This is a genomic window from Caulobacter sp. UNC358MFTsu5.1 (assembly GCF_000712075.1).
GTDB lineage: Bacteria > Pseudomonadota > Alphaproteobacteria > Caulobacterales > Caulobacteraceae > Caulobacter.
The window spans coordinates 306,710-328,179 of the sequence record NZ_JONW01000005.1 but is presented as its reverse complement, the minus strand read 5'-3'; the positions used below and the strand labels follow the sequence as shown (position 1 = coordinate 328,179).

At 69.4% G+C, this 21,470-nt stretch carries 20 protein-coding genes and 1 pseudogene; 13 read left to right on the top strand and 8 right to left on the bottom strand.

The annotated features are described in order from the left end of the window. Window positions 1-461 precede the first annotated feature (461 nt). The 5 genes from queC to BR39_RS0103610 all read left to right on the top strand — a co-directional run bounded on the left by queC (window position 462) and on the right by BR39_RS0103610 (window position 3,633). Window positions 462-1,214, top strand: coding sequence for a 7-cyano-7-deazaguanine synthase QueC (gene queC, locus BR39_RS0103630; RefSeq protein WP_029907832.1), 753 nt, complete (start codon window positions 462-464; stop codon window positions 1,212-1,214). A 147-nt stretch (window positions 1,215-1,361) separates the two neighbouring features. After that, window positions 1,362-1,994: a 7-carboxy-7-deazaguanine synthase gene (gene queE, locus BR39_RS0103625; protein ID WP_029907830.1), complete on the top strand. Its 633-nt coding sequence runs from the start codon at window positions 1,362-1,364 to the stop codon at window positions 1,992-1,994. 71 nt (window positions 1,995-2,065) lie between these two features. After that, on the top strand, window positions 2,066-2,431 hold the full coding sequence (locus BR39_RS0103620; protein ID WP_029907829.1) for a 6-carboxytetrahydropterin synthase: 366 nt from the start codon (window positions 2,066-2,068) through the stop codon (window positions 2,429-2,431). Between the two features lie 100 nt (window positions 2,432-2,531). Next, on the top strand, window positions 2,532-3,155 hold the full coding sequence (locus BR39_RS0103615; protein ID WP_029907827.1) for a hypothetical protein: 624 nt from the start codon (window positions 2,532-2,534) through the stop codon (window positions 3,153-3,155). A 106-nt stretch (window positions 3,156-3,261) separates the two neighbouring features. Beyond that, the gene (locus BR39_RS0103610; RefSeq protein WP_029907824.1) at window positions 3,262-3,633 is read left to right on the top strand and encodes a YciI family protein; all 372 of its coding nucleotides are present in this window, start codon (window positions 3,262-3,264) and stop codon (window positions 3,631-3,633) included. 138 nt (window positions 3,634-3,771) lie between these two features. On the opposite strand, the gene BR39_RS0103605 is transcribed toward BR39_RS0103610, so the two are convergent. Beyond that, window positions 3,772-4,563 (bottom strand): alpha/beta fold hydrolase, encoded by a 792-nt coding sequence (locus BR39_RS0103605; RefSeq protein ID WP_029907822.1) that lies wholly within the window; start codon window positions 4,561-4,563, stop codon window positions 3,772-3,774. Between the two features lie 147 nt (window positions 4,564-4,710). Here BR39_RS0103605 and BR39_RS0103600 point away from each other — a divergent pair, with 147 nt between their 5' ends. After that, window positions 4,711-5,175, top strand: coding sequence for a MarR family winged helix-turn-helix transcriptional regulator (locus BR39_RS0103600; protein ID WP_029907820.1), 465 nt, complete (start codon window positions 4,711-4,713; stop codon window positions 5,173-5,175). A 3-nt stretch (window positions 5,176-5,178) separates the two neighbouring features. On the opposite strand, the gene BR39_RS0103595 is transcribed toward BR39_RS0103600, so the two are convergent. From BR39_RS0103595 to BR39_RS0103575, 4 genes are all read right to left on the bottom strand, one after another. Continuing rightward, complete coding sequence (locus BR39_RS0103595; RefSeq protein WP_231499391.1) at window positions 5,179-5,424, bottom strand: hypothetical protein; 246 nt, start codon at window positions 5,422-5,424, stop codon at window positions 5,179-5,181. Window positions 5,425-5,656: 232 nt separating this feature from the next. Further along, window positions 5,657-6,163 (bottom strand): response regulator, encoded by a 507-nt coding sequence (locus BR39_RS0103590; RefSeq protein WP_029907815.1) that lies wholly within the window; start codon window positions 6,161-6,163, stop codon window positions 5,657-5,659. 520 nt (window positions 6,164-6,683) lie between these two features. After that, window positions 6,684-7,808, bottom strand: a complete 1,125-nt coding sequence (aroC, locus tag BR39_RS0103580; RefSeq protein ID WP_029907811.1) for a chorismate synthase — start codon at window positions 7,806-7,808, stop codon at window positions 6,684-6,686. A 184-nt stretch (window positions 7,809-7,992) separates the two neighbouring features. Next, complete coding sequence (locus BR39_RS0103575) at window positions 7,993-9,333, bottom strand: pectate lyase (RefSeq protein ID WP_029907809.1); 1,341 nt, start codon at window positions 9,331-9,333, stop codon at window positions 7,993-7,995. A gap of 440 nt (window positions 9,334-9,773) precedes the next feature. Here BR39_RS0103575 and BR39_RS0103570 point away from each other — a divergent pair, with 440 nt between their 5' ends. Next, window positions 9,774-10,886, top strand: a complete 1,113-nt coding sequence (locus BR39_RS0103570; RefSeq protein WP_029907807.1) for a methyl-accepting chemotaxis protein — start codon at window positions 9,774-9,776, stop codon at window positions 10,884-10,886. 1 nt (window position 10,887) lies between these two features. On the opposite strand, the gene BR39_RS0103565 is transcribed toward BR39_RS0103570, so the two are convergent. Both BR39_RS0103565 and BR39_RS0103560 read right to left on the bottom strand, forming a co-directional pair. Continuing rightward, window positions 10,888-11,667 (bottom strand): site-2 protease family protein, encoded by a 780-nt coding sequence (locus BR39_RS0103565; protein WP_029907805.1) that lies wholly within the window; start codon window positions 11,665-11,667, stop codon window positions 10,888-10,890. Between the two features lie 149 nt (window positions 11,668-11,816). Beyond that, window positions 11,817-13,160 (bottom strand): aspartate aminotransferase family protein, encoded by a 1,344-nt coding sequence (locus tag BR39_RS0103560; RefSeq protein ID WP_197026635.1) that lies wholly within the window; start codon window positions 13,158-13,160, stop codon window positions 11,817-11,819. Between the two features lie 117 nt (window positions 13,161-13,277). Here BR39_RS0103560 and BR39_RS0103555 point away from each other — a divergent pair, with 117 nt between their 5' ends. The 4 genes from BR39_RS0103555 (at window position 13,278) to BR39_RS0103540 (ending at window position 18,579) form a co-directional block, all read left to right on the top strand. Next, window positions 13,278-13,973: a GntR family transcriptional regulator gene (locus BR39_RS0103555; RefSeq protein WP_029907800.1), complete on the top strand. Its 696-nt coding sequence runs from the start codon at window positions 13,278-13,280 to the stop codon at window positions 13,971-13,973. Window positions 13,974-14,241: 268 nt separating this feature from the next. Continuing rightward, entirely contained in the window at window positions 14,242-15,744 is a 1,503-nt protein-coding gene (locus BR39_RS0103550; RefSeq protein WP_197026662.1) for an aldehyde dehydrogenase, read from the top strand. A 7-nt stretch (window positions 15,745-15,751) separates the two neighbouring features. Next, window positions 15,752-17,203: an NAD-dependent succinate-semialdehyde dehydrogenase gene (locus tag BR39_RS0103545; RefSeq protein ID WP_029907796.1), complete on the top strand. Its 1,452-nt coding sequence runs from the start codon at window positions 15,752-15,754 to the stop codon at window positions 17,201-17,203. Next, entirely contained in the window at window positions 17,200-18,579 is a 1,380-nt protein-coding gene (locus BR39_RS0103540; protein WP_231499390.1) for an aspartate aminotransferase family protein, read from the top strand. The genes BR39_RS0103545 and BR39_RS0103540 overlap by 4 nt, the downstream gene beginning before the upstream one ends. On the opposite strand, the pseudogene BR39_RS27415 reads toward BR39_RS0103540, so the two are convergent. Then, window positions 18,568-18,705, bottom strand: a pseudogene (locus BR39_RS27415) (hypothetical protein); the annotation flags it as partial. The gene BR39_RS0103540 and the pseudogene BR39_RS27415 sit on opposite strands and share 12 nt — an antisense overlap. A gap of 73 nt (window positions 18,706-18,778) precedes the next feature. On the opposite strand from BR39_RS27415, the gene BR39_RS0103535 reads away from it, so the two are divergent. Together BR39_RS0103535 and BR39_RS0103530 are read left to right on the top strand one after the other, a co-directional pair. After that, complete coding sequence (locus BR39_RS0103535) at window positions 18,779-20,164, top strand: glutamine synthetase family protein (RefSeq protein WP_029907792.1); 1,386 nt, start codon at window positions 18,779-18,781, stop codon at window positions 20,162-20,164. A gap of 95 nt (window positions 20,165-20,259) precedes the next feature. Next, window positions 20,260-21,360: a PotD/PotF family extracellular solute-binding protein gene (locus BR39_RS0103530; RefSeq protein WP_029907790.1), complete on the top strand. Its 1,101-nt coding sequence runs from the start codon at window positions 20,260-20,262 to the stop codon at window positions 21,358-21,360. The last annotated feature ends 110 nt before the right edge of the window (window positions 21,361-21,470 follow it).

Genomic DNA, 21,470 nt, shown 5'->3' with positions numbered 1-21,470 from the left:
TTAAGCACTACGCGGGTGTACGGCGGACCCCTCGCAGCATAAGGGGATTGCATACTTGGCGTTTGAGGCTGTCAACCGGCCTCACGCTAAGTAATCATTGATAGGTTACGCGTTTTCACTTTACCCAGGGTCACATTAACCTCTGGGTATGCAAGTTTTCGCCGAATTTAGAAAAGTCGGTCCGGCGGCTGACGTAACGTCAGTCGTGGCTTCAGGCCAGGAAACCTTGACGCGGCGTGCCGACGCGCTTGGCCCATAGTGTCGCATTCGCGCTGAAGGTACAGCCCAAATATCAGCGTTCGAAACAAATGTTTCAGGCTGATGCGGGAGGCGCACACCCCCAGGCCCGGTCCTCCGGGCATGCGGGCGGCGGAAACGGCGGAAAACCGGCAAGGTCTTGCCGTCTCGGGCGGGGCCTCGTCGGGCGTGCCAACCGCCCGCGCCTCGTGTAGAGAGGCGCCATGTCCACCTCCCCCCAATCCCCGGCCGGCGCGTCCCGCGCGGAGGCCGCCCTGGTGCTGTTCTCCGGCGGCCAGGATTCCAGCGTCTGCCTGGCCTGGGCCCTGGAGCGCTACGCCCGGGTCGAGACCGTCGGCTTCGACTACGGCCAGCGCCACGTGATCGAGATGCAGGCCCGCCAGGCGGTGCGCGCCCAGATGGCCCAGCGCTTCCCGCACTGGGCCGAGCGCCTGGGCGAGGACCATGTACTGGACCTGACCGGCTTCGGCGCCGTGGCCCAGTCGGCCCTGACCGCCGACGTCGCCATCGAGATGACCGAGCGCGGCCTGCCGTCCACCTTCGTGCCGGGCCGCAACCTGGTGTTCCTGATCTACGCCGCCGCCCTGGCCGACCGCCGGGGCCTGGGGGCGCTGGTCGGCGGCATGTGCGAGACCGACTTCTCGGGCTATCCCGATTGCCGGCGCGACACGCTGGACGCCATGCAGCAGGCGCTGAACCTGGGCATGGACCGCGACTTCGTCGTCGAGACCCCGCTGATGAAGCTGACCAAGGCCGAGACCTGGGCCCTGGCCAAGACCTTGGGCGGCGAGGACCTGGTCGACCTGATCGTGGTCGAGAGCCACACCTGCTACCAGGGCGACCGCGGCGAGCTGCACGCCTGGGGCCACGGCTGCGGCGAATGCCCGGCCTGCGACCTGCGCCAGAAGGGGTACGAGGACTGGGACGCGGCGGGACGGGACGTGCTCGGTGTCTGAGATTCGCATTTTCAGTTGTCGTCCCGGAAGCCTCGCGGAGGCTGTCCGGGACCCAGGGGGCTGGGCAAAGGCGATGCGGTTCACCTGGGTCCCGGACAAGCGCTCCGCGCTTTCCGGGATGACAACGGTGGGGGGCGAGATCGCTCGATGACCTACTCTGTCAAAGAGATCTTCCTCACCCTGCAGGGCGAGGGCGGCCAGGCGGGCAAGGCGGCGGTGTTCTGCCGGTTCGCCGGCTGCAACCTGTGGACCGGCCGCGAGCAGGATCGCGCCAAGGCCGTCTGCACCTTCTGCGACACCGACTTCGTCGGGACCGACGGCGAGAACGGCGGCAAGTTCGCCACGCCCGACGCCTTGGTCGACGTGATCGAGGCCCAGTGGACCGGCGGGCCGGACGACCGCCTGGTGGTCTGCACCGGCGGCGAGCCGCTGCTGCAGCTGGACCAAGCCCTGATCGCCGCCCTGCACGCCCGCGGCTTCATGATCGCGGTCGAGACCAACGGCACGGTCGAGGCCCCCGAGGGCATCGACTGGGTCTGCGTCAGCCCCAAGGCCGACGCCCCCGTCGTGCAGACCAGGGGGCAGGAGATCAAGCTGGTCTTCCCGCAGGAGAAGGCGCTTCCCGAACGCTTCGAGGGCCTGGATTTCGAGCGCTTCTACCTGCAGCCGATGGACGGCCCGGACCGCGACAGGAACACGCAATTGGCCGTCGCCTATTGCCTTTCGCACCCACAATGGCGTTTAAGCGTCCAGACGCACAAATATCTCGGCCTGCCCTGACGGATAAGGCGCTCGACTTGGTGACAGGGTCGACGCGCTAGAGCCTCCCAGGCCTGTCAAAAGAAGTACAGATGAAGCCCGTCTTCGAGATCACGAAGGCTGCGTTCTTCGACGCGGCCCATTACATCGAGCAAGGTCCGACGGACCATCGCTACCGCAAGCTGCACGGCCACTCGTTCCGGGTGGAGGCCAGCGTGAAGGGCGAGATGCAGGACGCCGGCTGGGTGGCCGACCTGGAGAGCCTGGACGTCGCCCTGAAGGCCGTCGCCTCCGAGCTGGACCACGGCCTGCTCAACGACCGCCCCGGCCTGGAAAGCCCGACCCTGGAGCGCATCTGCCTCTATTTCGCCGAGCGCCTGAAGCCGCAGTTCCCGGGCCTGTCGCGCGTGGTGCTGTCGCGCCCGACCATCGGCGAAAGCTGCGCGTTGAATCTATAGGGGTTTCGCCCCCCGGCCTTCCGCGTAAACGGCCGAATTCGCAGACTGTCCGCGACATGATCTGTTGAAGCCGATCGAGGCTTGAACGGAGCGTTTCGGCATGGACGGGCGGGACGCCGCCGGCGCCTGGGACGGGATCGACGTGCTCAACGCGCACGTCGCCGTGCTGGACGCGACCGGGCGGGTGATCGAGGTCAACAGCAGCTGGCGGCGGTTCGGCCGCCAGAACGACGCGACCTCGGACTATGTCGGCTGCAACTACCTGGAGGTCTGCCGCAAGGCCGCGGCCCAGGGCGACCGGACGGCCGGGCGCGCGGAGCGCGGACTGGCCGCCCTGCTGGGCGGTCGCGCCGAGCGGTTCAGCCTGGCCTATCACTGCGCCGCGCGGACCTTCCGCCTGCGGGCCAGGACGATCATCCATCCGGCGGCGCGGGTCCTGATCGCCCACGAGGACCTGACCCCCCTGCTGGTCGCGCGGCGCGAGCGCAACCGGGCCCGCGTCCGGCTGGCGACCGTCCGGCGGGAGCACGCCGAGGGCGTCGCCGGTCTCTACGAGGAGGTGGGGCAGAGCCTGGCCGCCATCACCCTGGCGGCCCAGGTCCTGGACCGGGCGCCGGCCAACAGCTCGGCGGTGACCACCATCCGCATGGCGGTCGACGAGGCCCGGCGCGAGCTGAGGCTGCTGCGCTACAAGGTCGAGCAGAGCGTTTCGTATCCGGCCTGACGCCGCGATCCCGGCGATCCGCCCACGTGTCGGAAAACGCCGCTCTTCCAACCCGCGTCCCCGTGCCCTATCTCTGCCTCGCCGATGACGCCGGGGAAGGCCGCCGATGCTCTACATGCTGCTCTGCTACAACAACGAGACCGAGGTCCTGGGCTGGACCAAGGAACAGGACGACGCCGTCATGGGCCGTCTCGGCGTCATCCACGACCGTCTGCTGGCCGAGGGCAAGATGGGCCCGTCGGGCCGGCTGAACGGCACCACCAGCGCCAAGACCCTGGTCAAGACCGAGCCCGCCTTCGTGGTCGACGGCCCCTATGCCGAGACCAAGGAGCAGTTCCTGGGCTTCTACACCCTGGACGTCGCCGACATCGACGAGGCCCTGGCCATCGCCCGCGAACTGGCCGTGGCCAATCCCGGCGGGGCCTACGAGGTGCGCCCGATGCGGCTGTACCTGCCGGGCGCGATCGCGGCGGCGTAGGTGTCGGCCGGAGGCTGACGGGTCGCATAGACGAAAAACGCCGCGACAGCTGAAGGGCTGTTCGCGGCGTTTCTGTTCTTCGTCCCTCGCCCGACCGCCTTCGGAGGCCAGGGGAGAGGGAAGCGGGGCGTCCGGCGACTACTTGCCGACGCCTTCGGCGGCGTCCTCGATCAGCTTGGCCACGACCGCCGGGTTGGCGACGAAGACCGCGTGGCTGCCGGCGGTCTCGACCACGGTCGCGCCGGCCCGCTTGGCCATGGCGCGCTGGGCGACGGGCGGGATCATCAGGTCGTCGGCGGCCACCAGGTACCAGCTCTTCTTGGTCTTCCAGGCCGGGACGGTGATCTTGCCGCCCAGGGCCTCGACGCCCCACGGCACTTGCGAGTCGGCCATGACGGCGGCGACGTCCGGGTCCACGTCGGCGGCGAAGGCGTGGGCGAACTTGGCGCGGTCCAGCGACAGGAAGCCGTCCTTGGGCGGCAGGATCGGCGGGACCGGCGCGCCGGGGACGGGGGTGGCGATCAGCGACTGCACCGACTCGCCGGTCTCGGGCGCGAAGGCGGCCACATAGACCAGGCCGGCGACCTTGGCGTCCGTGCCGGCCTCGGAGATCACCGCGCCGCCGTAGGAGTGGCCGACCAGGATCACCGGGCCGTTGGTCGAGGCGATCACGCGCTTGGTCGCCGCCACGTCGCCGGTCAGCGACAGGGTCGGGTTCTGGACGATGCTGACCGTGTAGCCGTCCTTGACCAGGATCTTGTGGACGCCCGCCCAGCCCGAGCCGTCGGCGAAGGCGCCGTGGACCAGGACGATGTTCTTCACGGCCTTGGCCGAGGCGGGGGCGGCCGAGGCCGGGGCGGCGGTGGCGGCGACGCCGGCGGCCAGGGTCAGGGCGGCGGCGGAAGCGATCAGGTTGCGGAACGAGGTCATGTCGGATCTCCCTTGGTTGTCTCAATGCGATAATGTTTATCGCGATAACGATATGGCTAAGGTGCCGCGGATCGCTTGTCCAGATATTTCTTATCGCGATATGCTTTTTTGTGATAAAAGATGAATGGGCGCTTCGGGGCGCCCTGCATGGAGAGACCCGCCTTGGCCGACGACCTGATCCCGCTGGACGCCCAGCTGTGCTTTTCGCTGTACAGCACGACGATCGCGATCAACCGCACCTACAAGCCGCTGCTGGACGCGCTGGGCGTCACCTATCCGCAGTACCTGGTGCTGACCGCCCTGGCGGAGGCCGACGGCCTGACGATCGGGGCCATCGCCGACCGACTGGCCCTGGAGCCCAGCACGATCACCCCGCTGGTCAAGCGCCTGGAGCAGGCCGGCTTCGTCGGGCGGCTGCGCAATCCTGCCGACGAGCGGCAGGTCAATGTCAGCCTGACGGAGAAGGGGCGCGATCTCTACGCCCGGTCGGGCTGCCTGACCGAGACCCTGCTGCGGCGCTCGGGCATGACGGTCGACCAGCTGGTCGCGCTCAACCACCAGGTCCAGGCGCTGCGCGGCGCCCTGGTCGACTCGGCGCCGGAAGACCGCTGACGCCTAGCCGTCCCGCTGGGCCTTCTTCCATTCCTTGAACTCGCGCTTCTCGCGGTCCTTCTTGCTTTCGCCGGGGATCACCGCCTTGCCGGCCCCGACCGCGACCTTGGCGGTGGTCCCGACCACGGCCCCGGTCGCGCCGACCACGGCGCCGCCGGCCGCGACGGCCAGGCAGCCCTGGCTTCCGGCCGCGACGGCCAGCAGGGTCAGGAGGAGGGGCAGGCGACGCGGGGACATGGAACGCGGCATGGGGGCAAGCTCACTGGAGACTGGGCGAGCTTTCTAGCCCGGGGCGAGGCGAGGGTCGCCGCGTCCGATGGCCGCTGTGTGGCCTATCCATGCTCCGCTCATCCCGGCGAATGCCGGGACCCAGATCCCATGGCGGCGCGGATGATTGGAGGCGCTCAGCGTTCATGGCGTCAGCCACACCGCCATTCCATCTGGGTCCCGGCATTCGCCGGGATGAGCGGAATAAGAATAGCTAGTACAGCTGGAGCTCCACCCCCGGATCGCCCTGGCGGCGATAGGGGCCCGTGAAGGCCGGGTCCGGGCGGCGCCGGCGGTCGGGGCCGAAATAGTCGGCGCAGCGGATGAATTGGCGGGGATGCTCGATCAGCAGGTTGATGCGGTGGATCACCCCGCGGGCCGTGACCGGCTTGGCCAGGAACTCGTTGACCCCGGCGTCGCGGGCCTCGGCGACCCGGCGCAGGGTGGAATGGCCGGTGATCATGATGACCGGGCAGAACGGGGCCGGGCTGTCGGGCGAGTTGCGCAGCAGGTTGACGAAGTCGATGCCGTCCAGCGGTCCCATGGTCAGGTCGGTCATGACCAGGTCCATCTCGATGTCGCGCATCAGCTGCAGGGCCTCGGCCCCGTCCAGCGCCTCGAAGATCTGCCGCACGCCCAGCGCCCGCAGGATCTCGGTCAGCAGCATGCGCATGTGCTGATTGTCGTCGACCAGAAGGATCTTCAGCAGATCGAAGCGCACGCGCCCCCCGGCTCGCTCGAAATGACGCGTCCCCCGACGCGTCGTTGTGGGATGAACGTTACGAGCCCGAAATAATCGGTCAATGGGTGATTTACCTGAATGCTCAAGCTTTTCCGGAAAACGTTGGTTTCCGAAATGCGGGGCTGGCTCAGTTCTTGCCCATCGCGACACGGCGTCCGGGGGCGAGTCTTCACGACCGATATTCAGAATATTATTAACGCCAGGTCGTGCTTGATTACCCTTTGTCAACGAAAAAAAATTGAACGAGTCGCAGTGCGAAGAGTTCTCAGGGGCGGAGGATATTGTTTCCCATGCCGTCTCGCGACGAACTCATCAAGCGCGAAGCCTTGGAGCTCTGGCGCCAGACGCACGAGGGCCCCCCGCCCGAAGTCGGGGGTGGCGAGTTGCTTGAGATCATCTGTCGAGATCTTGACGTGCAGGACTACGATCGGGTCCGATCGCCCTTCCTCCGTCCCACGATGATCCTGCGGCCCGAAGAGTGGCCGGAGGCGCGCAAGGGTTAACCCCGCCGCCCGTCCACGCCCGGAACGAACGCCCCGCCGCCGGTCTGGCCGCGGTGGCGCAGGAAGGCGTCGGCCAGGACGCAGGCGGTCATGGCCTCGACCACCGGTACGCCGCGGATGCCCACGCAGGGGTCGTGGCGGCCCTTGGTGCGCAGGTCGATCTCGTCGCCCGCCTCGTTGACGGTCTCGCGCGGGATCAGGATCGACGACGTCGGCTTGAAGGCCACGCGCGCCACCACCGGCTGGCCGGTGGACAGGCCGCCCAGCACGCCGCCGGCGTGGTTGCTCAGGAACACCGGGCCGTCATTGCCCATCCGCATCTGGTCGGCGTTCTCCTCGCCGGTCAGGGCGGCGCTGTCGAAGCCCTCGCCGATCTCCACGCCCTTGGCGGCGTTGATCGACATCAGGGCCGCGGCCAGCTCGGCGTCCAGCTTGCCGTAGAGCGGCGCGCCCCAGCCGGCCGGCACGCCCGTGGCTTCCACCTCGACGACGGCGCCGGTCGAGGAGCCGCCCTTGCGGATCGTCTCCAGGTGCTCTTCCCAGACCGGGATGATCGCGGCGTCGGGCGACCAGTAGGGGTTCTGCTCGACCTGGTCCCAGTCCCAGTTGGCGCGGTCGATCTTGTGCGGCCCGATCTGCACCAGGGCCGCGCGCACGGTGACGCCCGGGATCACCAGCCGCGCCACGGCGCCGGCCGCCACCCGCGCCGCGGTCTCGCGCGCCGAGCTGCGTCCGCCGCCGCGATAGTCGCGCACGCCGTACTTGGCGAAATAGGGGTAGTCGGCGTGGCCGGGGCGGAAGGCCTGGGCGATCTCGCCATAGTCCTTGGACCGCTGGTCGGTGTTCTCGATCATCAGGCTGATCGGCGTGCCGGTGGTGCGCAGGCCGTCGGTCCGCTCGTCCTCGAACACGCCCGACAGGATGCGCACGGCGTCCGGCTCCTGGCGCTGGGTGACGAACTTGCCCTGGCCGGGACGACGCTTGTCGAGGAAGGCCTGGATGGCCTCGGCGCTGATGGCGATCCCGGGCGGAACGCCGTCGACCACGCAGCCCAGGGCGGGCCCATGGCTTTCGCCCCAGGTGGTGACGCGGAACAGGTGGCCGAAGGTGTTGTGCGACATGGGGGCGGGTTTAGCGGAAAGCTTGAACAGGGGCAAAGGTCGGCGCGGCGATCACTTGCCCCCTACGGATCGCTTCGCGATCGTCTTCCCCCACAGGGGGAAGAGGGCGCGCGCTTAGGTCCTCCGCCCCCTATGGGGGCGGACAGACCGCGAAGCGGTCAGGTGGGGGCAAGTGGGTGAGCCGCTAGCCCCGCCGCTTCGCCGCGTCCGCCAGGTAGAGCTCCAGGTTGGTGTAGCCCGAACCGTCCTTGGCGAGGGCCGCCCCGTCGGCCTTCCGGGGATCGAAGCCGTGCGCCTTCTCCCAGGCGTCCGGCATCCCGTCGCCGTCGGTGTCGACCGCCGCCTTGCCCGCCGGCAGCACGGGCCAGCCGCCGACCTCCTTCTGGCTGTCGATCTGCTTGCCGGTCTTGTCGCGCACCCCGGCCACCACGCGGGCGTCGACGCTGTCGCGGAACACGCTGGCCCCGGCGTCCTTCAGCACGCGCTCGTAGGCCGAGGCCGCCGGGTCGGCCGCCACCGGCGCCACCTCGATCGGCCCCGCCTGGCGCCAGCCGTCGGCCTGCAGGCCGCTGACCAGGCTCCACGGATCGGCCGGGACCTGGCCGTTCATGCTGTTGCCGGCGAACCAGGCCTTGGCCAGGCTGTTGCTCTCGTTGAAGGCGATGGGCTTTTCGCTGTCGGGGCCCATGACATAGGCGTTGTCGACGAAGCTGTAGGCCGCCAGGGCCGCCTTGTCGGCGTCGTAGCCGGCGTGGCCCTTGCCCCAGTTGTAGAAGACGTTGGAACGGAACTCGAAGAACGCCCCGACCGGGTCCTTGTCGGGCCCGTCGTAGTTGCCCGGGCGCGGCATGCGGGCCAGGTGGTTGGCCCACAGGTTGTGGTGGAAGCTGATCTTGGAGCCGTTGCCGCCGCGGATCAGGCTGCCGTAGCCGTGGTCGCCCTTGGCGTGGATCGAGTGGCGCAGGCTCTCGGCGATGATCGACCACTGCACCGTGAGATCATGGAAGCCCTGGCCGGGATTGTCGTAGCGGGCGCTGGCCGACAGGGTCTCGTCCACCGACCAGCTGGCCGAGACGTGGTCCAGGATGATCCGGCGGCCGGAATTGATCCAGATCGCGTCGCCCTCGGTCTTGCTCTCGTCGCCCAGGCGCGAGCGGATGAAGCGGATGACCACGTCGTCGGCGGCCACCACCAGGGTGTGGTCGCGCAGGGTGATCCCGCCGCCCGGGGCGGTCTGGCCGGCGAGGGTGATCCGGCCGTTGGCGATCTTCAGCTCGCTCTTCAGCGGGATCGTGCCGGCCACCTCGAACACCACGGTGCGCGGGCCCTGGGCCTCGACGGCGGCGCGCAGGCTGCCCGGGCCGGAATCCTCGAGGTTGGTCACCTTGATCACCGCCCCGCCGCGGCCGCCCAGCGACAGCCGTCCCGCGCCCTCGGCCCCGGGGAAGGCCGGGACCTCGCGCGGCGCGGCTTGGGCGGCGGTGGCGGACAGGGCCAGGGTCAGGGCCAGGGCGGTTCGGATCATCTGTCGTTTCCCCTCTTGAACCGCTCATCCCGGCGAATGCCGGGACCCAGATCCCATGGCTGGGAGGCTGACTGGACAGGCTCAGCGCTCATGGCGTCAGCCTCAAAGCCATTCCATCTGGGTCCCGGCATTCGCCGGGATGAGCGGATTATCGGTGGGACTGTCTCGTGTTCCCTAAATCCTGTCCACCGGTGTCATTTCTTGTGCGGCAAGGCTTCGCTGCGACGTCGCTATGACACCGCTGTCGGGCGTTGATGATTAATGAGGCATAGATTGCCGCGAAACTGAACATTTCCACAGGCCGCTTGCCGCTAAACCTGTGAAAATGCGCGACGAATTGTCCTTCCCCCATCCCCGAAAGCTGACACGGGTGTCATTCTCGCTTGTCTGGCGAGCGATTCGGCTGTTCGGAGCGTCGCCGCCCGGTTTCGGGGGAAACCATGTCGACGGAAGACGCCAGCCTCCGCCCAGAGCGCATCCTGGAGCTCAGCGAACGCCTGAGCCACGTCGCCGGCGAGAAGATCGGCGAGATCGCCTACGTCAACCGTTCGGCCAAGATGCTGGCCATCAACGCCCTGATCGTCGCCGCCCGCGCGGGCGAGGCGGGGCGCGGCTTCGCCATCGTGGCGGAAGAGTTCAAGACCATCTCCACCCAGATCGACGTGGTGGCCGCCGCCCTGGAGAGCCAGGTGCGCGCCGACCTCAACGAGCTGACCGCCATCGGCGGGGCGATCCTGGGCCACCTGCGCGGCCAGCGCCTGGCCGACCTGGCCCTGAACGCCATCGAGATCATCGACCGCAACCTCTATGAGCGCACCTGCGACGTGCGCTGGTGGGCCACCGACAGCGCCGTGGTCGACTGCGTGGCGGCTCCGTCGCGCGAGGCCTGCGACCACGCCAGCCGCCGGCTGAAGGTGATCCTCGACGCCTACACCGTCTATCTGGACCTCTGGATCGCCGACCCGTCCGGCCGGGTGATCGCCAGCGGCCGGCCCGACAAGTATCCGGCCGCCCGCAGCGCCTCGGTGGCCGAGACCGACTGGTTCAAGAACGCCATGCGCACGAAGTCGGGCGACGACTTCACCGTCTGCGACATCGAGCGGGTGCGGGCGCTGAACGACGCCCCGGTCGCCACCTACGCCACGGCCATCCGCGAGGGCGGCCAGGCCGACGGCCGGGTGATCGGCGTGCTGGGCGTCCATTTCGACTGGAAGCCCCAGGCCCAGGCGGTGGTCGACGGCGTGCGCCTGACCGACGAGGAGAAGGCCCGCTCGCGCGTGCTGCTGCTGGACCAGAACCACCGGGTGCTGGCCAGCTCGGACGGCAGGGGCGTGCTGGAGGAGACCTTCAAGCTGGACACCTCGGGCGGCGACATGGGCAGCTACGCCGAGGGCGACCGGACCGTCGGCTACGCCCTGACCCCGGGCTACGAGACCTATGAGGGCCTGGGCTGGTACGGCTGCCTGGTCCAGACGGCGGGGGTGGAAAAGCCGGCGGCGACCTTTCGCCCGGCCGTGACGCCGACCCCGGCGGCGAAGCTGAGCGCGGCCTAGGCTAGGCCTCCCAGAACCGGAACGCCCGCAGCCCCGCGCCGATCTCCGGCCGCGCCACGCCGAACAGGTCGGTGATCGCCAGCACCGTCCGGAACAGGGCGTCGTTGACCGCCGGGACGAAGAAGATCGCCAGGAACAGGCCGATGAACACCAGGTTGCCCAGGCGCAGGGCGCCCTGCTGGATCGCGGGCGGCAGGTAGGGGCGGATCACGCCGAAGCCGTCCAGGCCGGGCAGGGGCAGCAGGTTCAGCACCAGGGCGAAGCCCTGCAGGAAGGCCAGGAACGAGGCGGCGCGCGCCAGGGCGCTGTCGTCGACGCCGAACGCCCGGTCGGCGGCCAGGCAGGCCGAGAGCGCGACCAGCACCGCCAGCGTGCCCAGCGGCCCGGCCAGCGAGGCCATGGACCGGCCCAGCCGGCTGCGCATCAGGTCCTCGCGCAGATAGACCGCCCCGCCGGGGAAGCCGATGCCGCCCACCGCCAGCACGATCAGCGGCAGCAGGATGCTGGTCGTCAGGTCGGTGTATTTCAGCGGGTCCAGGGTCAGGTAGCCCTTCTCGACGATCGTATGGTCGCCGGCCTTGTGGGCCACATAGGCGTGGGCGAACTCGTGGACCACCACGCTGAGGATCCAGCCCACCGCCACGAAGGCGAAGGTCAGCACGCCGGGCGGCTCGTCCATCCACGCCAGGGCGAAGGTCAGGGCGGTGAAGGCGGCGATCAGGATCAGGGCGTTGCCGCTGATCGGGGCGGGCCTGGACGGGCGGATGTCGGTGACGGTCATGGCCTCTTATACCCTCTCAGGTCGAGAGGGGGAGGGGTTCAAGTCAAGCTTGGGCGGACGACTTTGGGGACACACACTCACACCCGACGGCGTGCCGGATCGGCGCGGCCTTGCCGTGAGTGTGTGTCCCCCGAGCCGGGCGCGGCGTCTCAGTCCACCCCCGCCAGCACCCCTCTGATCGTCTCCACCACCCGATCGACCTGCGCCTTCTCGATGATCAGCGGGGGCGACAGGGCGATGATGTCGCCGGTGACGCGGATCAGCAGGCCCTGGTCGAAGGCGGTCTCGAAGGCGGCCATGGCCCGGGCGGTCGGGGCGCCCGGCCTCGGCTCCAGTTCGATCCCGGCGATCAGGCCGAAGTCGCGGATGTCGATCACGTGGCGGGCGTCCTTCAGCGCGTGCACGGCCGCGCGCCAGTAGGGCTCCATCTCCAGCGCACGCTGGAACAGGCCCTCCTCCTGATAGACCTCCAGCGCCGCCATGCCCGCCGCGCAGGCCAGGGGGTGGGCCGAATAGGTGTAGCCGTGGAAGAGCTCGATGGCCGCGTCGGCGCCGTCCATCATCGCCTGGTAGATGGCGTCCGAGGCGGCCACGGCGCCGGCCGGGACGGCGGCGTTGGTCAGGCCCTTGGCCATGCAGATCATGTCCGGGATCACCCCGAACCGCTCGGCCGCGAACGGCGCGCCCACCCGGCCGAAGCCGGTGATCACCTCGTCGAAGATCAGCAGGATGTCGTGCTTGTCGCAGATCGCCCGCAGGCGCTGGAGATAACCCTCGGGCGGCACCAGCACGCCGGTCGAGCCGGCCACCGGCTCGACGATCACCGCGGCGATGTTGCTGGCGTCGTGCAGGGCGACGATGGCCTCCAGGGCGTCGGCCAGCTCGGCGCCGTTCTTCGGCTGGCCCCGGCTGAACAGGTTGCCGGCCACGCCGTGGGTGTGGGGCAGGTGGTCGACGCCGGTCAGCAACGCGCCGAAGTACATTCGGTTCTTGGGGATGCCGCCCACCGAGATCCCGCCGAAGCCCACGCCGTGATAGCCGCGCTCGCGGCCGATCAGCCGGGTCTTGGTCCCCTTGCCGCGGGCCCTGTGATAGGCCAGGGCGATCTTCAGGGCGGTGTCGACCGACTCCGAACCCGAGCCGGTGAAGAAGATGCGGTCCAGGCCCGGCGGGGTGATCTGGGCGATCCTGCTCGCGAAGGCGAACGCCGCCGGGTGGCCCATGTTGAAGCTGGGCGCGTAGTCCATCTCGCCGGCCTGCTTGCGGATCGCCTCGACGATCTTCGGGCGATTATGCCCGGCGTTGACGCACCACAGGCCCGAGGTGGCGTCCAGCACCGGGCGGCCGTCGGGCGTGCGGTACCACATGCCCTCGGCCGACGAGAGCATGCGCGGGTTGGCCTTGAACCGCCGGTTGGGCGTGAACGGCATCCAGAAGGCGTCGAGGTCGTTGGGGCCGAAATCGGGCATGGGGCGCGCTCCAAGGTCTTGCATTGTGATCGCGATTGGAGGTCTGCTGGCAAGACCAAACCGGACGCCGCGGCCGGAGGTGGGGACACACACTCACCCTCGGGCTTGGTGTGATCGGGGCGCAGGCAGAGGAGTGAGTGTGTGTCCCCCGTTTCGCCTCCCGCCTCGCCGCGAAGGAAACCCCTCGCCGACAGCGTGGCCGTCCACGACCAGGTCTACGACGCCATCCGGCTGGCCCTGATCACCGGCCGCATCGCGCCGGGCGTCGGGGTCAGCTTGCGCAGCCTGGCGGCCGAGCTGGGGGTGTCGCCGATGCCGGTGCGCGACGCCGTGCGGCGGCTGGCGGCCGAGCGGGCCCTGGCGATCAACCCGGCCAACAAGCGGCTGTCCGTGCCCTCGCTGACGGCGAGCCGGCTGGAGCAGCTGTCCCAGGCCCGGCTGTGGGTCGAGCCCGAGCTGGCGGCCCGCGCCGCGCCCCATGTGGACGCCGCCCTGGTCAAGCGCCTGCGCGAGCTGGACGCCGCCGTCGACGAGGCCCTGAAGCTGGGCGACGTCGACGCCTACATGACCGCCAACCACGACTTCCACTTCGCCATCTACGAGCGGGCCGAGGCCGAAGTGCTGCTGGCCATGGCCAACGGCCTGTGGCTGCAGATCGGTCCGTTCATGCGCGTGGTGTTCGGCCGCGTCGGCGCCGACGGCCTGGCCGCCGACCGCCACGTCGAAGCCACCGAGGCCCTGAAGGCCCACGACGCCGACGGCGCGAGGCGGGCCATCGCCGCCGACCTGTCGGAGGGCATGGACAAGATGCGCGCGGCGGTGGAGGCGGGGCGGTGAGGGCGGCGCCACGGCATGTGCAATTTTTAGCTCCGTCATCCTCGGACCCGTTCCGAGGACCCCTCGTGCCGCTTCGCTGTCCTTCGAGATTGGAGCGCCGCGATCGCCGTGTCCGTCCCGCGAACGTCAACACGGCTGAACCAGGGGGCCTCGGAACAAGTCCGAGGATGACGGTGCATAGGGATTGGGCGGTGGTCTCGCTCCCCATCGTCACGGTGCGCCCCCACCTTGACAGTCGCCCACCCGACGCAAACTGTGATCACAGTTTCTGGAGCAACCCCGCGTGACCGCCCCGTCCATCTTCGACGCCCTGAAGGCTCTGTCCCTGCCCGACCGGGCGGTGATCGACGGCGGCCTGGTCAAGGCGGCGTCGGGGCAGACGTTCGACAACGTCTCGCCGCGCGACGGGACGCTGATCAACAAGGTCGCCGCCTGCCAGGCCGTCGACGTCGACCGCGCCGTGGCCTCGGCCCGCAAGGCCTTCGAGGACGGCCGCTGGCGCGACCAGGGCCCGCGCGCCAAGAAGGCGGTGCTGTTCCGCCTGGCCGAGCTGATGGAGCGCGACGCCGAGGACCTGGCCCTGCTGGAGAGCCTGGACACCGGCAAGCCGATCCGCGACGCCCGCGCCGTCGACGTGCCGCTGTCGATCGGCACCTGTCGCTGGTACGCCGAGGCGCTGGACAAGGTGTATGGCGAGGTCGGCGCCGCGCCGGTCGACCGGCTGAGCTGGGCGGTGCACGAGCCGCTGGGCGTGGTCGGGGCCATCGTGCCGTGGAACTTCCCGCTGCACATGGCGATGTGGAAGGTCGCCCCCGCCCTGGCCATGGGCAACAGCGTGGTCCTGAAGCCCGCCGAGCAGTCGCCGCTGACGGCGCTGAAGTTGGGCGAACTGGCCCTTGAAGCTGGACTCCCGGCAGGGGTCCTGAATGTGATCCCCGGCCTGGGCGGCGTCGCGGGCGAGGCGCTGGCCCTGTCGATGGACGTCGACATGATCGCCTTCACCGGGTCGGGTCCGGTGGGGCGGCGGCTGATGGAGTATTCGGGTCGGTCGAACCTCAAGCGCGTGTCGCTGGAGCTGGGCGGCAAGTCGCCGCAGATCGTCTTCGCCGACTGCAGGCATCTGGACGCCGCCGCCGAGGCCGCCGCCTGGGGCGTGTTCTATAACCAGGGCGAGGTCTGCACCGCGGCCTCCCGCCTGCTGGTCGAGGAGGGCATCAAGGACGCCTTCGTCGAGAAGGTGATCGCGGTGGCCAAGGCCATGGTCCCCGGCGACCCGCTGGACCCCGACACCGTGTTCGGGGCCATGGTCAGCGAGCGGCAGATGAACACCGCCCTCGACTACATCGCCACCGCCGAAAGCCAGGGCGCCCGCCGGCTTCTGGGCGGCCAGCGCGTGCGCCAGGACACCGGCGGCTTCTATGTGGAGCCGACCATCTTCGACGGCCTCCAGCCCGACCACACCCTGGCGCGGGAGGAGGTGTTCGGCCCAGTGCTGGGGGTGCAGACCTTCAAGGACGCCGACGAGGCGATCGCCCTGGCCAACGACACCGTCTACGGCCTGGCCGCCGGCCTGTGGACCAGCGACATCGACCGTGCCCTCACGTCCGCTCGGCGGCTGAAGGCGGGGCTGGTCTGGGTCAACGGCTGGGACGCCTGCGACATCACCATGCCGTTCGGCGGCTTCAAGCAGTCGGGATTCGGTCGCGATCGGAGCCTACATACGTTGCACAAGTACGCTGACCTGAAGTCGGTGTCCGTGACGCTGAGGTGATGACCCAATGACCTTCAAGACCCTGGAACTCGTCGAAACCGCCGCCTTCATCGACGGCCTCTGGATCGAGAGCGAAACCACCTTCCAGGTGCTGAACCCGGCCGACGGGTCGGTGATCGCCGAGGTCGCCGACCTGGGCGCTTCGGAGACCAAGGTGGCCATCGAGGCCGCCCATCGCGCCTTCCCGACCTGGGCGGCCAGGACCGCCAAGGAGCGCGGGGCGATCCTGCGCAAATGGTCCGACCTGATGCTGGCCCACACCGAGGCCCTGGCCCGGCTGATGACCGCCGAGCAGGGCAAGCCGCTGGCGGAGTCGCGCGGCGAGGTGGCCTACGGCGCGGCGTTCATCGACTGGTTCGCCGACGAGGCCAAGCGGGCCTACGGCCACACCATCCCCACCCCGATGCCGGGCAAGCGCCTGGCCTCGATCAAGCAGCCGGTGGGCGTCTGCGCCGCCATCGCGCCGTGGAACTTCCCGATCGCCATGATCACCCGCAAGGTCGGACCGGCCCTGGCCAGCGGCTGCACCGTGGTGGTCAAGCCGGCGGCCGAGACGCCGCTGTGCGCCCTGGCCATCGCCCGGCTGGCGGTCGAGGCGGGCGTGCCGGCCGGCGTGCTGAACGTCGTCACCGGCAAGGACAGCGCCGGCATCGGCAAGGCCCTGTGCGAGGACGCCCGGGTGCGCAAGCTGTCGTTCACCGGTTCGACGCCCGTCGGCAAGACCCTCTACGCCCAGTGCGCCGGCACGATGAAGAAGCTCTCCCTTGAGCTTGGCGGCAACGCGCCCTTCATCGTCTTCGACGACGCCGACCTGGAGGCGGCCGTCGATGGGGCGATCGCCAGCAAGTACCGCAACACCGGCCAGACCTGCGTCTGCGCCAACCGGCTGATCGTGCAGTCGGGCATCCACGACGCCTTCGTCGCGCGGCTGACCGAGAAGGTCGGGGCGATGAAGGTGGGGCCGGGTACGCAGGACGGCGTGACCATCGGCCCGCTGATCAACGACAAGGCCATCGCCAAGGTCGAGGGCCTGGTGCGCGAGGCGGTGGAGCAGGGCGCCCGGGCCACGGTCGGCGGCGCGCGCCACGACCTGGGCGGCCGGTTCTGGCAGCCGACGGTGCTGGTCGACGCGACGCCCGAGATGCGGCTGTTCCAGGAGGAGATCTTCGGCCCGGTCGCCCCGATCGTGAAGTTCGAGACCGAGGAGCAGGCCGTCGAACTGGCCAACGCCACGCCCTTCGGCCTGGCCTCGTATTTCTACAGCAAGGACGTCGCCCGCTGCTGGCGCGTGGCCGAGGCCATCGAGGCGGGGATGGTCGGGATCAACGAGGGCATCATCTCCACCGAGGTCGCGCCGTTCGGCGGGGTCAAGGACTCGGGCCTGGGCCGCGAGGGGTCTTCCGAGGGCTTGGACGAGTATCTGGAGACGAAATACCTGTGTTTTGGAGGGGTGGTGTGAGCCCGGCCCTGACGCCCCAACCCGCCAACGCCCCGATCCTCGCCGACCTGATCCAGGACGAGGCCCGGCGGTTCGTCGCCGAGCATCCGCGGTCGTGCGCGATGTCGCGGCAGTCGGCCGATGTCTGGCGCGGCGGGGCGCCGATGCACTGGATGACCGACTGGGCCAGCCCGTGCCCGATCTTCGCGGCCCAGGGCGTGGGCGCCCAGGTCACCGACGTCGACGGCAAGCTGTATGACGACTTCTGCCTGGCCGACACGCCGGCCATGTTCGGCCACGGCCAGGAGGCGGTGGCCCGCGCCATCGCCGACCAGGCCAAGCGCGGGACCGGCTTCATGCTGCCCACGGCCTCGGCGGTGATCGTCGGCCGGCTGCTGGCCGAGCGCTTCGGCCTGCCGCTGTGGCAGATGGCGACCACGGCCAGCGACGCCAACCGCGCCGCGATCCGCTGGGCCCGGGCGGTGACCCAGCGGCCGGTGATCGTGGTGTTCGACGGCTGCTACCACGGCATGGTCGACGACGCCTTCGTGGTCCTCGATGACGGCCGGCCGGTCATGAAGCCGGGCCTGCTGGGCCAGGTGCACGACCTGACCGCCACCACCCGCGTCGTGCCGTTCAACGACCCCGAGGCCCTGGCCCAGGCCCTGGCGCCGGGCGACGTCGCCGCCGTCCTGGCCGAGCCGGCCATGACCAATTGCGGGATGATCCTGCCGCAGCCGGGCTTCCTGTCGGTGATGCGCGACCTGACCCGCCAGGCGGGGACCCTGCTGGTCGTCGACGAGACCCACACGATCTCGACCGCGCCCGGCGGCTACGCCCGCGCCCATGGGCTGGAGCCCGACATGCTGGTGGTCGGCAAGGCCATCGCCGGCGGCGTGCCGGCCGCGGTCTGGGGCGTGACGGCCGAGCTCTCCGAGCGCATGGACGCCGCCGCCGCCCGGATTGGCCCCGGCCAGTCCGGCGTCGGCACCACGCTGTCGGGCAACGCCCTGGCGATCGCCGCCATGCGGGCCATGCTGTCCGAGGTGATGACCGACGCCGCCTACGCCAAGATGCTGGCCGGGGCCGGCCGGCTGGTCGAGGGGCTGCGCGGGGTGATCGCGGCGCGCGGCCTGGCCTGGTCGGTGGTTCACGTGGGCGCGCGGGTCGAGCTGGTCTTCGCCGCCAGCCCGCCGAAAAACGCCGCCGCCATGCGCGAGACGCTGGACCCGGACCTGCTGCACGCGCTTCATCTGTGGTTGATCAACCGAGGGGTGCTGATCGCGCCCTTCCATACGATGATGCTGGTGTCGCCGGTCACCGAAGACGCGGCGATCGATCGTTTGGTCGAGGCGGTGGATGGGTTTGCTGGGGCGCTTGAAGGGCTAGGGACATGACGGGTTCGCGTTTCGACACCTTCTCCCAGAGGGAGAGGGAGGGGCCCGCCGCGAAGCGGTGGGAGGGAGAGGGGTTACGCCTTCGCCGTCCTCGTTCGACCCTTTTCCGGCACCCCGTCCGACACCTTACCCCCTCACCCTCCCACGCTTCGCGTGGGTCCCACCCTCTCCCCATGGGAGAGGGTGTCGAGAAACGCCCATGACGCTCCCCTTGGTCGCCGACCCGCAGGAATGCCTCGACTTCCTCGCCGCCCATCCGCAGGTGAAGTACGTCGACGTTTTCTTCACCAGCATGACCGGCGTGCCGCGCGGCAAGCGGCTGCGGGTCCACGAGCTGCAGGCGATCTACGAGTACGGCCGCTTCCTGCCCGGCTCGATCCTGGTGGTCGACACCCAGGGCGCCGACTGCGAGGACACGGGCCTGGTCTGGGAGGACGGCGACGCCGACCGCCGGGCGCGGCCCGTGCCGGGGACCCTGACCCTGGCGCCGTGGCTCGGTCCCGACATGGCCCAGGTGATGCTGTCGCTGTACGAGCTGGACGGCGCGGCCAACGACCTGGACCCGCGCCACGTGCTGCGGCGGGTGCTGGACCGCTTCACCGCCGACGGCCTGACCCCGGTGGTGGCCTGCGAGCTGGAATACTACCTGGTCGAACAGCATCGCGGCCCGGCCGGCGAGCTCTTGCCGGCCCGGTCGCTGCAGACCGGCGAGCGGCCGCAGGGCATCCAGGTCTACGGCCTGCCCGAGCTGGAGGCCTACGCCCCGTTCCTGCGCGAGCTGTGGGACGTGTGCGACGTGCTGGGCGTGCCGCTGGAAGGCGCGATCTCGGAATTCGCCCCGGGCCAGGTGGAGCTGACCCTCAAGCACAAGCCCGACGCCCTGCAGGCCGCCGACGACGCCCTGCGCTACAAGCGGGCCGCCAAGGGCGTGGCCCTGAAGCACGCTTGCGAGGCCACCTTCATGGCCAAGCCCTGGGCCGACCAGGCCGGCAACGGCTTCCATGTGCATGTCAGCTTCAACGACAGCGAGGGGAACAACCTCTGCGCCGCCGACGATCCGGAAGGCTCGCCCCTGCTCAAGCACGCGATCGGCGGCATGAAGGCGCTGATGGCCGACTGCATGGCGATCCTGGCGCCCAACGCCAACAGCTATCGCCGCTTCAAGGCCAACAGCTACGCGCCGGTGGCCCCGACCTGGGGCGTCAACAACCGCACGGTCAGTCTGCGCGTGCCGGCCGGCCCGCCGCCGACCCGGCATGTGGAGCACCGCGTGGCCGGGGCCGACGGCAACCCGTATCTGGTGCTGGCTGTCCTGCTGGCCTGCGCCCACCACGGGATCAGCAACAAGATCGATCCGGGCCCGGCGGTGGTCGGCGACGGCTACGCGGCCGCGGCCAAGGAGAAGGTGCGCCTGCCCACCGACTGGTACGCGGCGGTGAACCTGTTCGAGGCCAGCGAGGTGCTGCGCGACTATCTGGGCGAGCGGTTCGTGGAGATGTTCGTCTCGGTCAAGCGCACCGAACAGGCGCGCTTCGCCGAGGTGGTCGGGCAGCTGGATTATGACTGGTATCTGCGCAACGCCTGACGGCGGGACGCTGGGAGTACGGCTTGAGTTGAACGCGGGGTCGGGAGGGTTCCTGATCGCGCAAGGGAAACAACCTCTGGGGAGTCTGTAAGGGCATGAGCACCAACCGCATTCTCGGCACCCGCCGCTCGCTGCTGACCGCCATGGGCGCGGCCGCCATCGGCATCAGCTTCACCGCCTGCGGCCAGAAGCCCCAGGGCGAGGCCGCCAAGTCGGCCAACGGCGAAGAGCCCAAGCTGAACTTCTACAACTGGGACACCTACATCGGCGAGACCACGCTGGGCGACTTCAAGAAGGCCACCGGCGTCGACGTGAACATGAGCCTGTTCGCCACCAACGACGAGCTGTTCGCCAAGCTGAAGGCGGGCAACGCCGGCTACGACGTGATCGTGCCGTCCAACGAGTTCGTCACCCGCATGAGCCAGGCGGGCATGCTGGAGGTGCTGGACCACGCCAAGATCCCCAACATCAAGAACGTCGACCCGGCCTTCCTGAACCCGGACTACGACCCGGGCCGCAAGTACTCGCTGCCCTATACCTGGCTGGTGCTGGGCATCGGCTATCGCAAGTCCAAGGTGAAGGGCGTGCCCGACAGCTGGAAGTACCTGTTCGACAGCGCCCAGTACAACGGCCGCATCGCCCTGCTGTCGGAGAGCGCCGACCTGGTGCGGCTGTGCGCCAAGTACCTGGGCCACAGCGTCAACAACATCCCGCCCGAGATGGTGCAGCAGATCGAGAAAATGCTGATCCGCCAGAAGCCCTACGTGAAGGCGTTCCACGACGACAACGGCCAGGACATGCTGGTGGCCGGCGATGTGGACCTGGTGCTGGAGTACAACGGCGACATCGCCCAGGTGATGAAGGACGATCCGGACATCGACTTCGTGATCCCCAAGGAGGGCAGCCTGCTGAACTCCGACACCCTGTGCATCCCCAAGGGCGCGCCGCGTCCGGACAACGCCCACAAGTTCATCAACTACCTGCTGGACGCCCAGGCCGGGGCCGAGATCTCCAAGACGATCCTCTACCCGACGCCCAACGCCGCCGCGAAGGCGCTGATGCCGCCGGAGTACAAGGACAACCCCGTGATCTTCCCGTCCGCCGCGGCCCTGGCCAAGTGCGAGTACGGCGCGTTCGAGGGGCCGGAAAAGGCCAGCCTGTACGAGGAAGTCATCACCCGCGTGCGGGCGGCCTGATCGGATCACTTGACTCAAAACGTTGTCATCCCGGCCGAAGCGAAGCGTAGAGCCGGGACCCAGGCGAACCGCACCGCCTCCGCCCGGTCCCCTGGGTCCCGGACAGCCTC

What these genes read in the sequence shown, in the direction of transcription:
- BR39_RS0103530 (WP_029907790.1), top strand. Translation starts at nt 20,260, where the DNA reads ATGAGCACCAACCGCATTCTCGGCACCCGCCGCTCGCTGCTGACCGCC.
- BR39_RS0103610 (WP_029907824.1), top strand. Translation starts at nt 3,262, where the DNA reads ATGCTCTACATGCTGCTCTGCTACAACAACGAGACCGAGGTCCTGGGC.
- BR39_RS0103570 (WP_029907807.1), top strand. Translation starts at nt 9,774, where the DNA reads ATGTCGACGGAAGACGCCAGCCTCCGCCCAGAGCGCATCCTGGAGCTC.
- BR39_RS0103600 (WP_029907820.1), top strand. Translation starts at nt 4,711, where the DNA reads ATGGAGAGACCCGCCTTGGCCGACGACCTGATCCCGCTGGACGCCCAG.
- aroC (WP_029907811.1), bottom strand. Translation starts at nt 7,808, where the DNA reads ATGTCGCACAACACCTTCGGCCACCTGTTCCGCGTCACCACCTGGGGC.
- BR39_RS0103595 (WP_231499391.1), bottom strand. Translation starts at nt 5,424, where the DNA reads ATGCCGCGTTCCATGTCCCCGCGTCGCCTGCCCCTCCTCCTGACCCTG.
- BR39_RS0103535 (WP_029907792.1), top strand. Translation starts at nt 18,779, where the DNA reads ATGACGCTCCCCTTGGTCGCCGACCCGCAGGAATGCCTCGACTTCCTC.
- BR39_RS0103545 (WP_029907796.1), top strand. Translation starts at nt 15,752, where the DNA reads ATGACCTTCAAGACCCTGGAACTCGTCGAAACCGCCGCCTTCATCGAC.
- BR39_RS0103605 (WP_029907822.1), bottom strand. Translation starts at nt 4,563, where the DNA reads ATGACCTCGTTCCGCAACCTGATCGCTTCCGCCGCCGCCCTGACCCTG.
- BR39_RS0103575 (WP_029907809.1), bottom strand. Translation starts at nt 9,333, where the DNA reads ATGATCCGAACCGCCCTGGCCCTGACCCTGGCCCTGTCCGCCACCGCC.
- queE (WP_029907830.1), top strand. Translation starts at nt 1,362, where the DNA reads ATGACCTACTCTGTCAAAGAGATCTTCCTCACCCTGCAGGGCGAGGGC.
- BR39_RS0103615 (WP_029907827.1), top strand. Translation starts at nt 2,532, where the DNA reads ATGGACGGGCGGGACGCCGCCGGCGCCTGGGACGGGATCGACGTGCTC.
- BR39_RS0103620 (WP_029907829.1), top strand. Translation starts at nt 2,066, where the DNA reads ATGAAGCCCGTCTTCGAGATCACGAAGGCTGCGTTCTTCGACGCGGCC.
- queC (WP_029907832.1), top strand. Translation starts at nt 462, where the DNA reads ATGTCCACCTCCCCCCAATCCCCGGCCGGCGCGTCCCGCGCGGAGGCC.
- BR39_RS0103565 (WP_029907805.1), bottom strand. Translation starts at nt 11,667, where the DNA reads ATGACCGTCACCGACATCCGCCCGTCCAGGCCCGCCCCGATCAGCGGC.
- BR39_RS0103560 (WP_197026635.1), bottom strand. Translation starts at nt 13,160, where the DNA reads ATGCAAGACCTTGGAGCGCGCCCCATGCCCGATTTCGGCCCCAACGAC.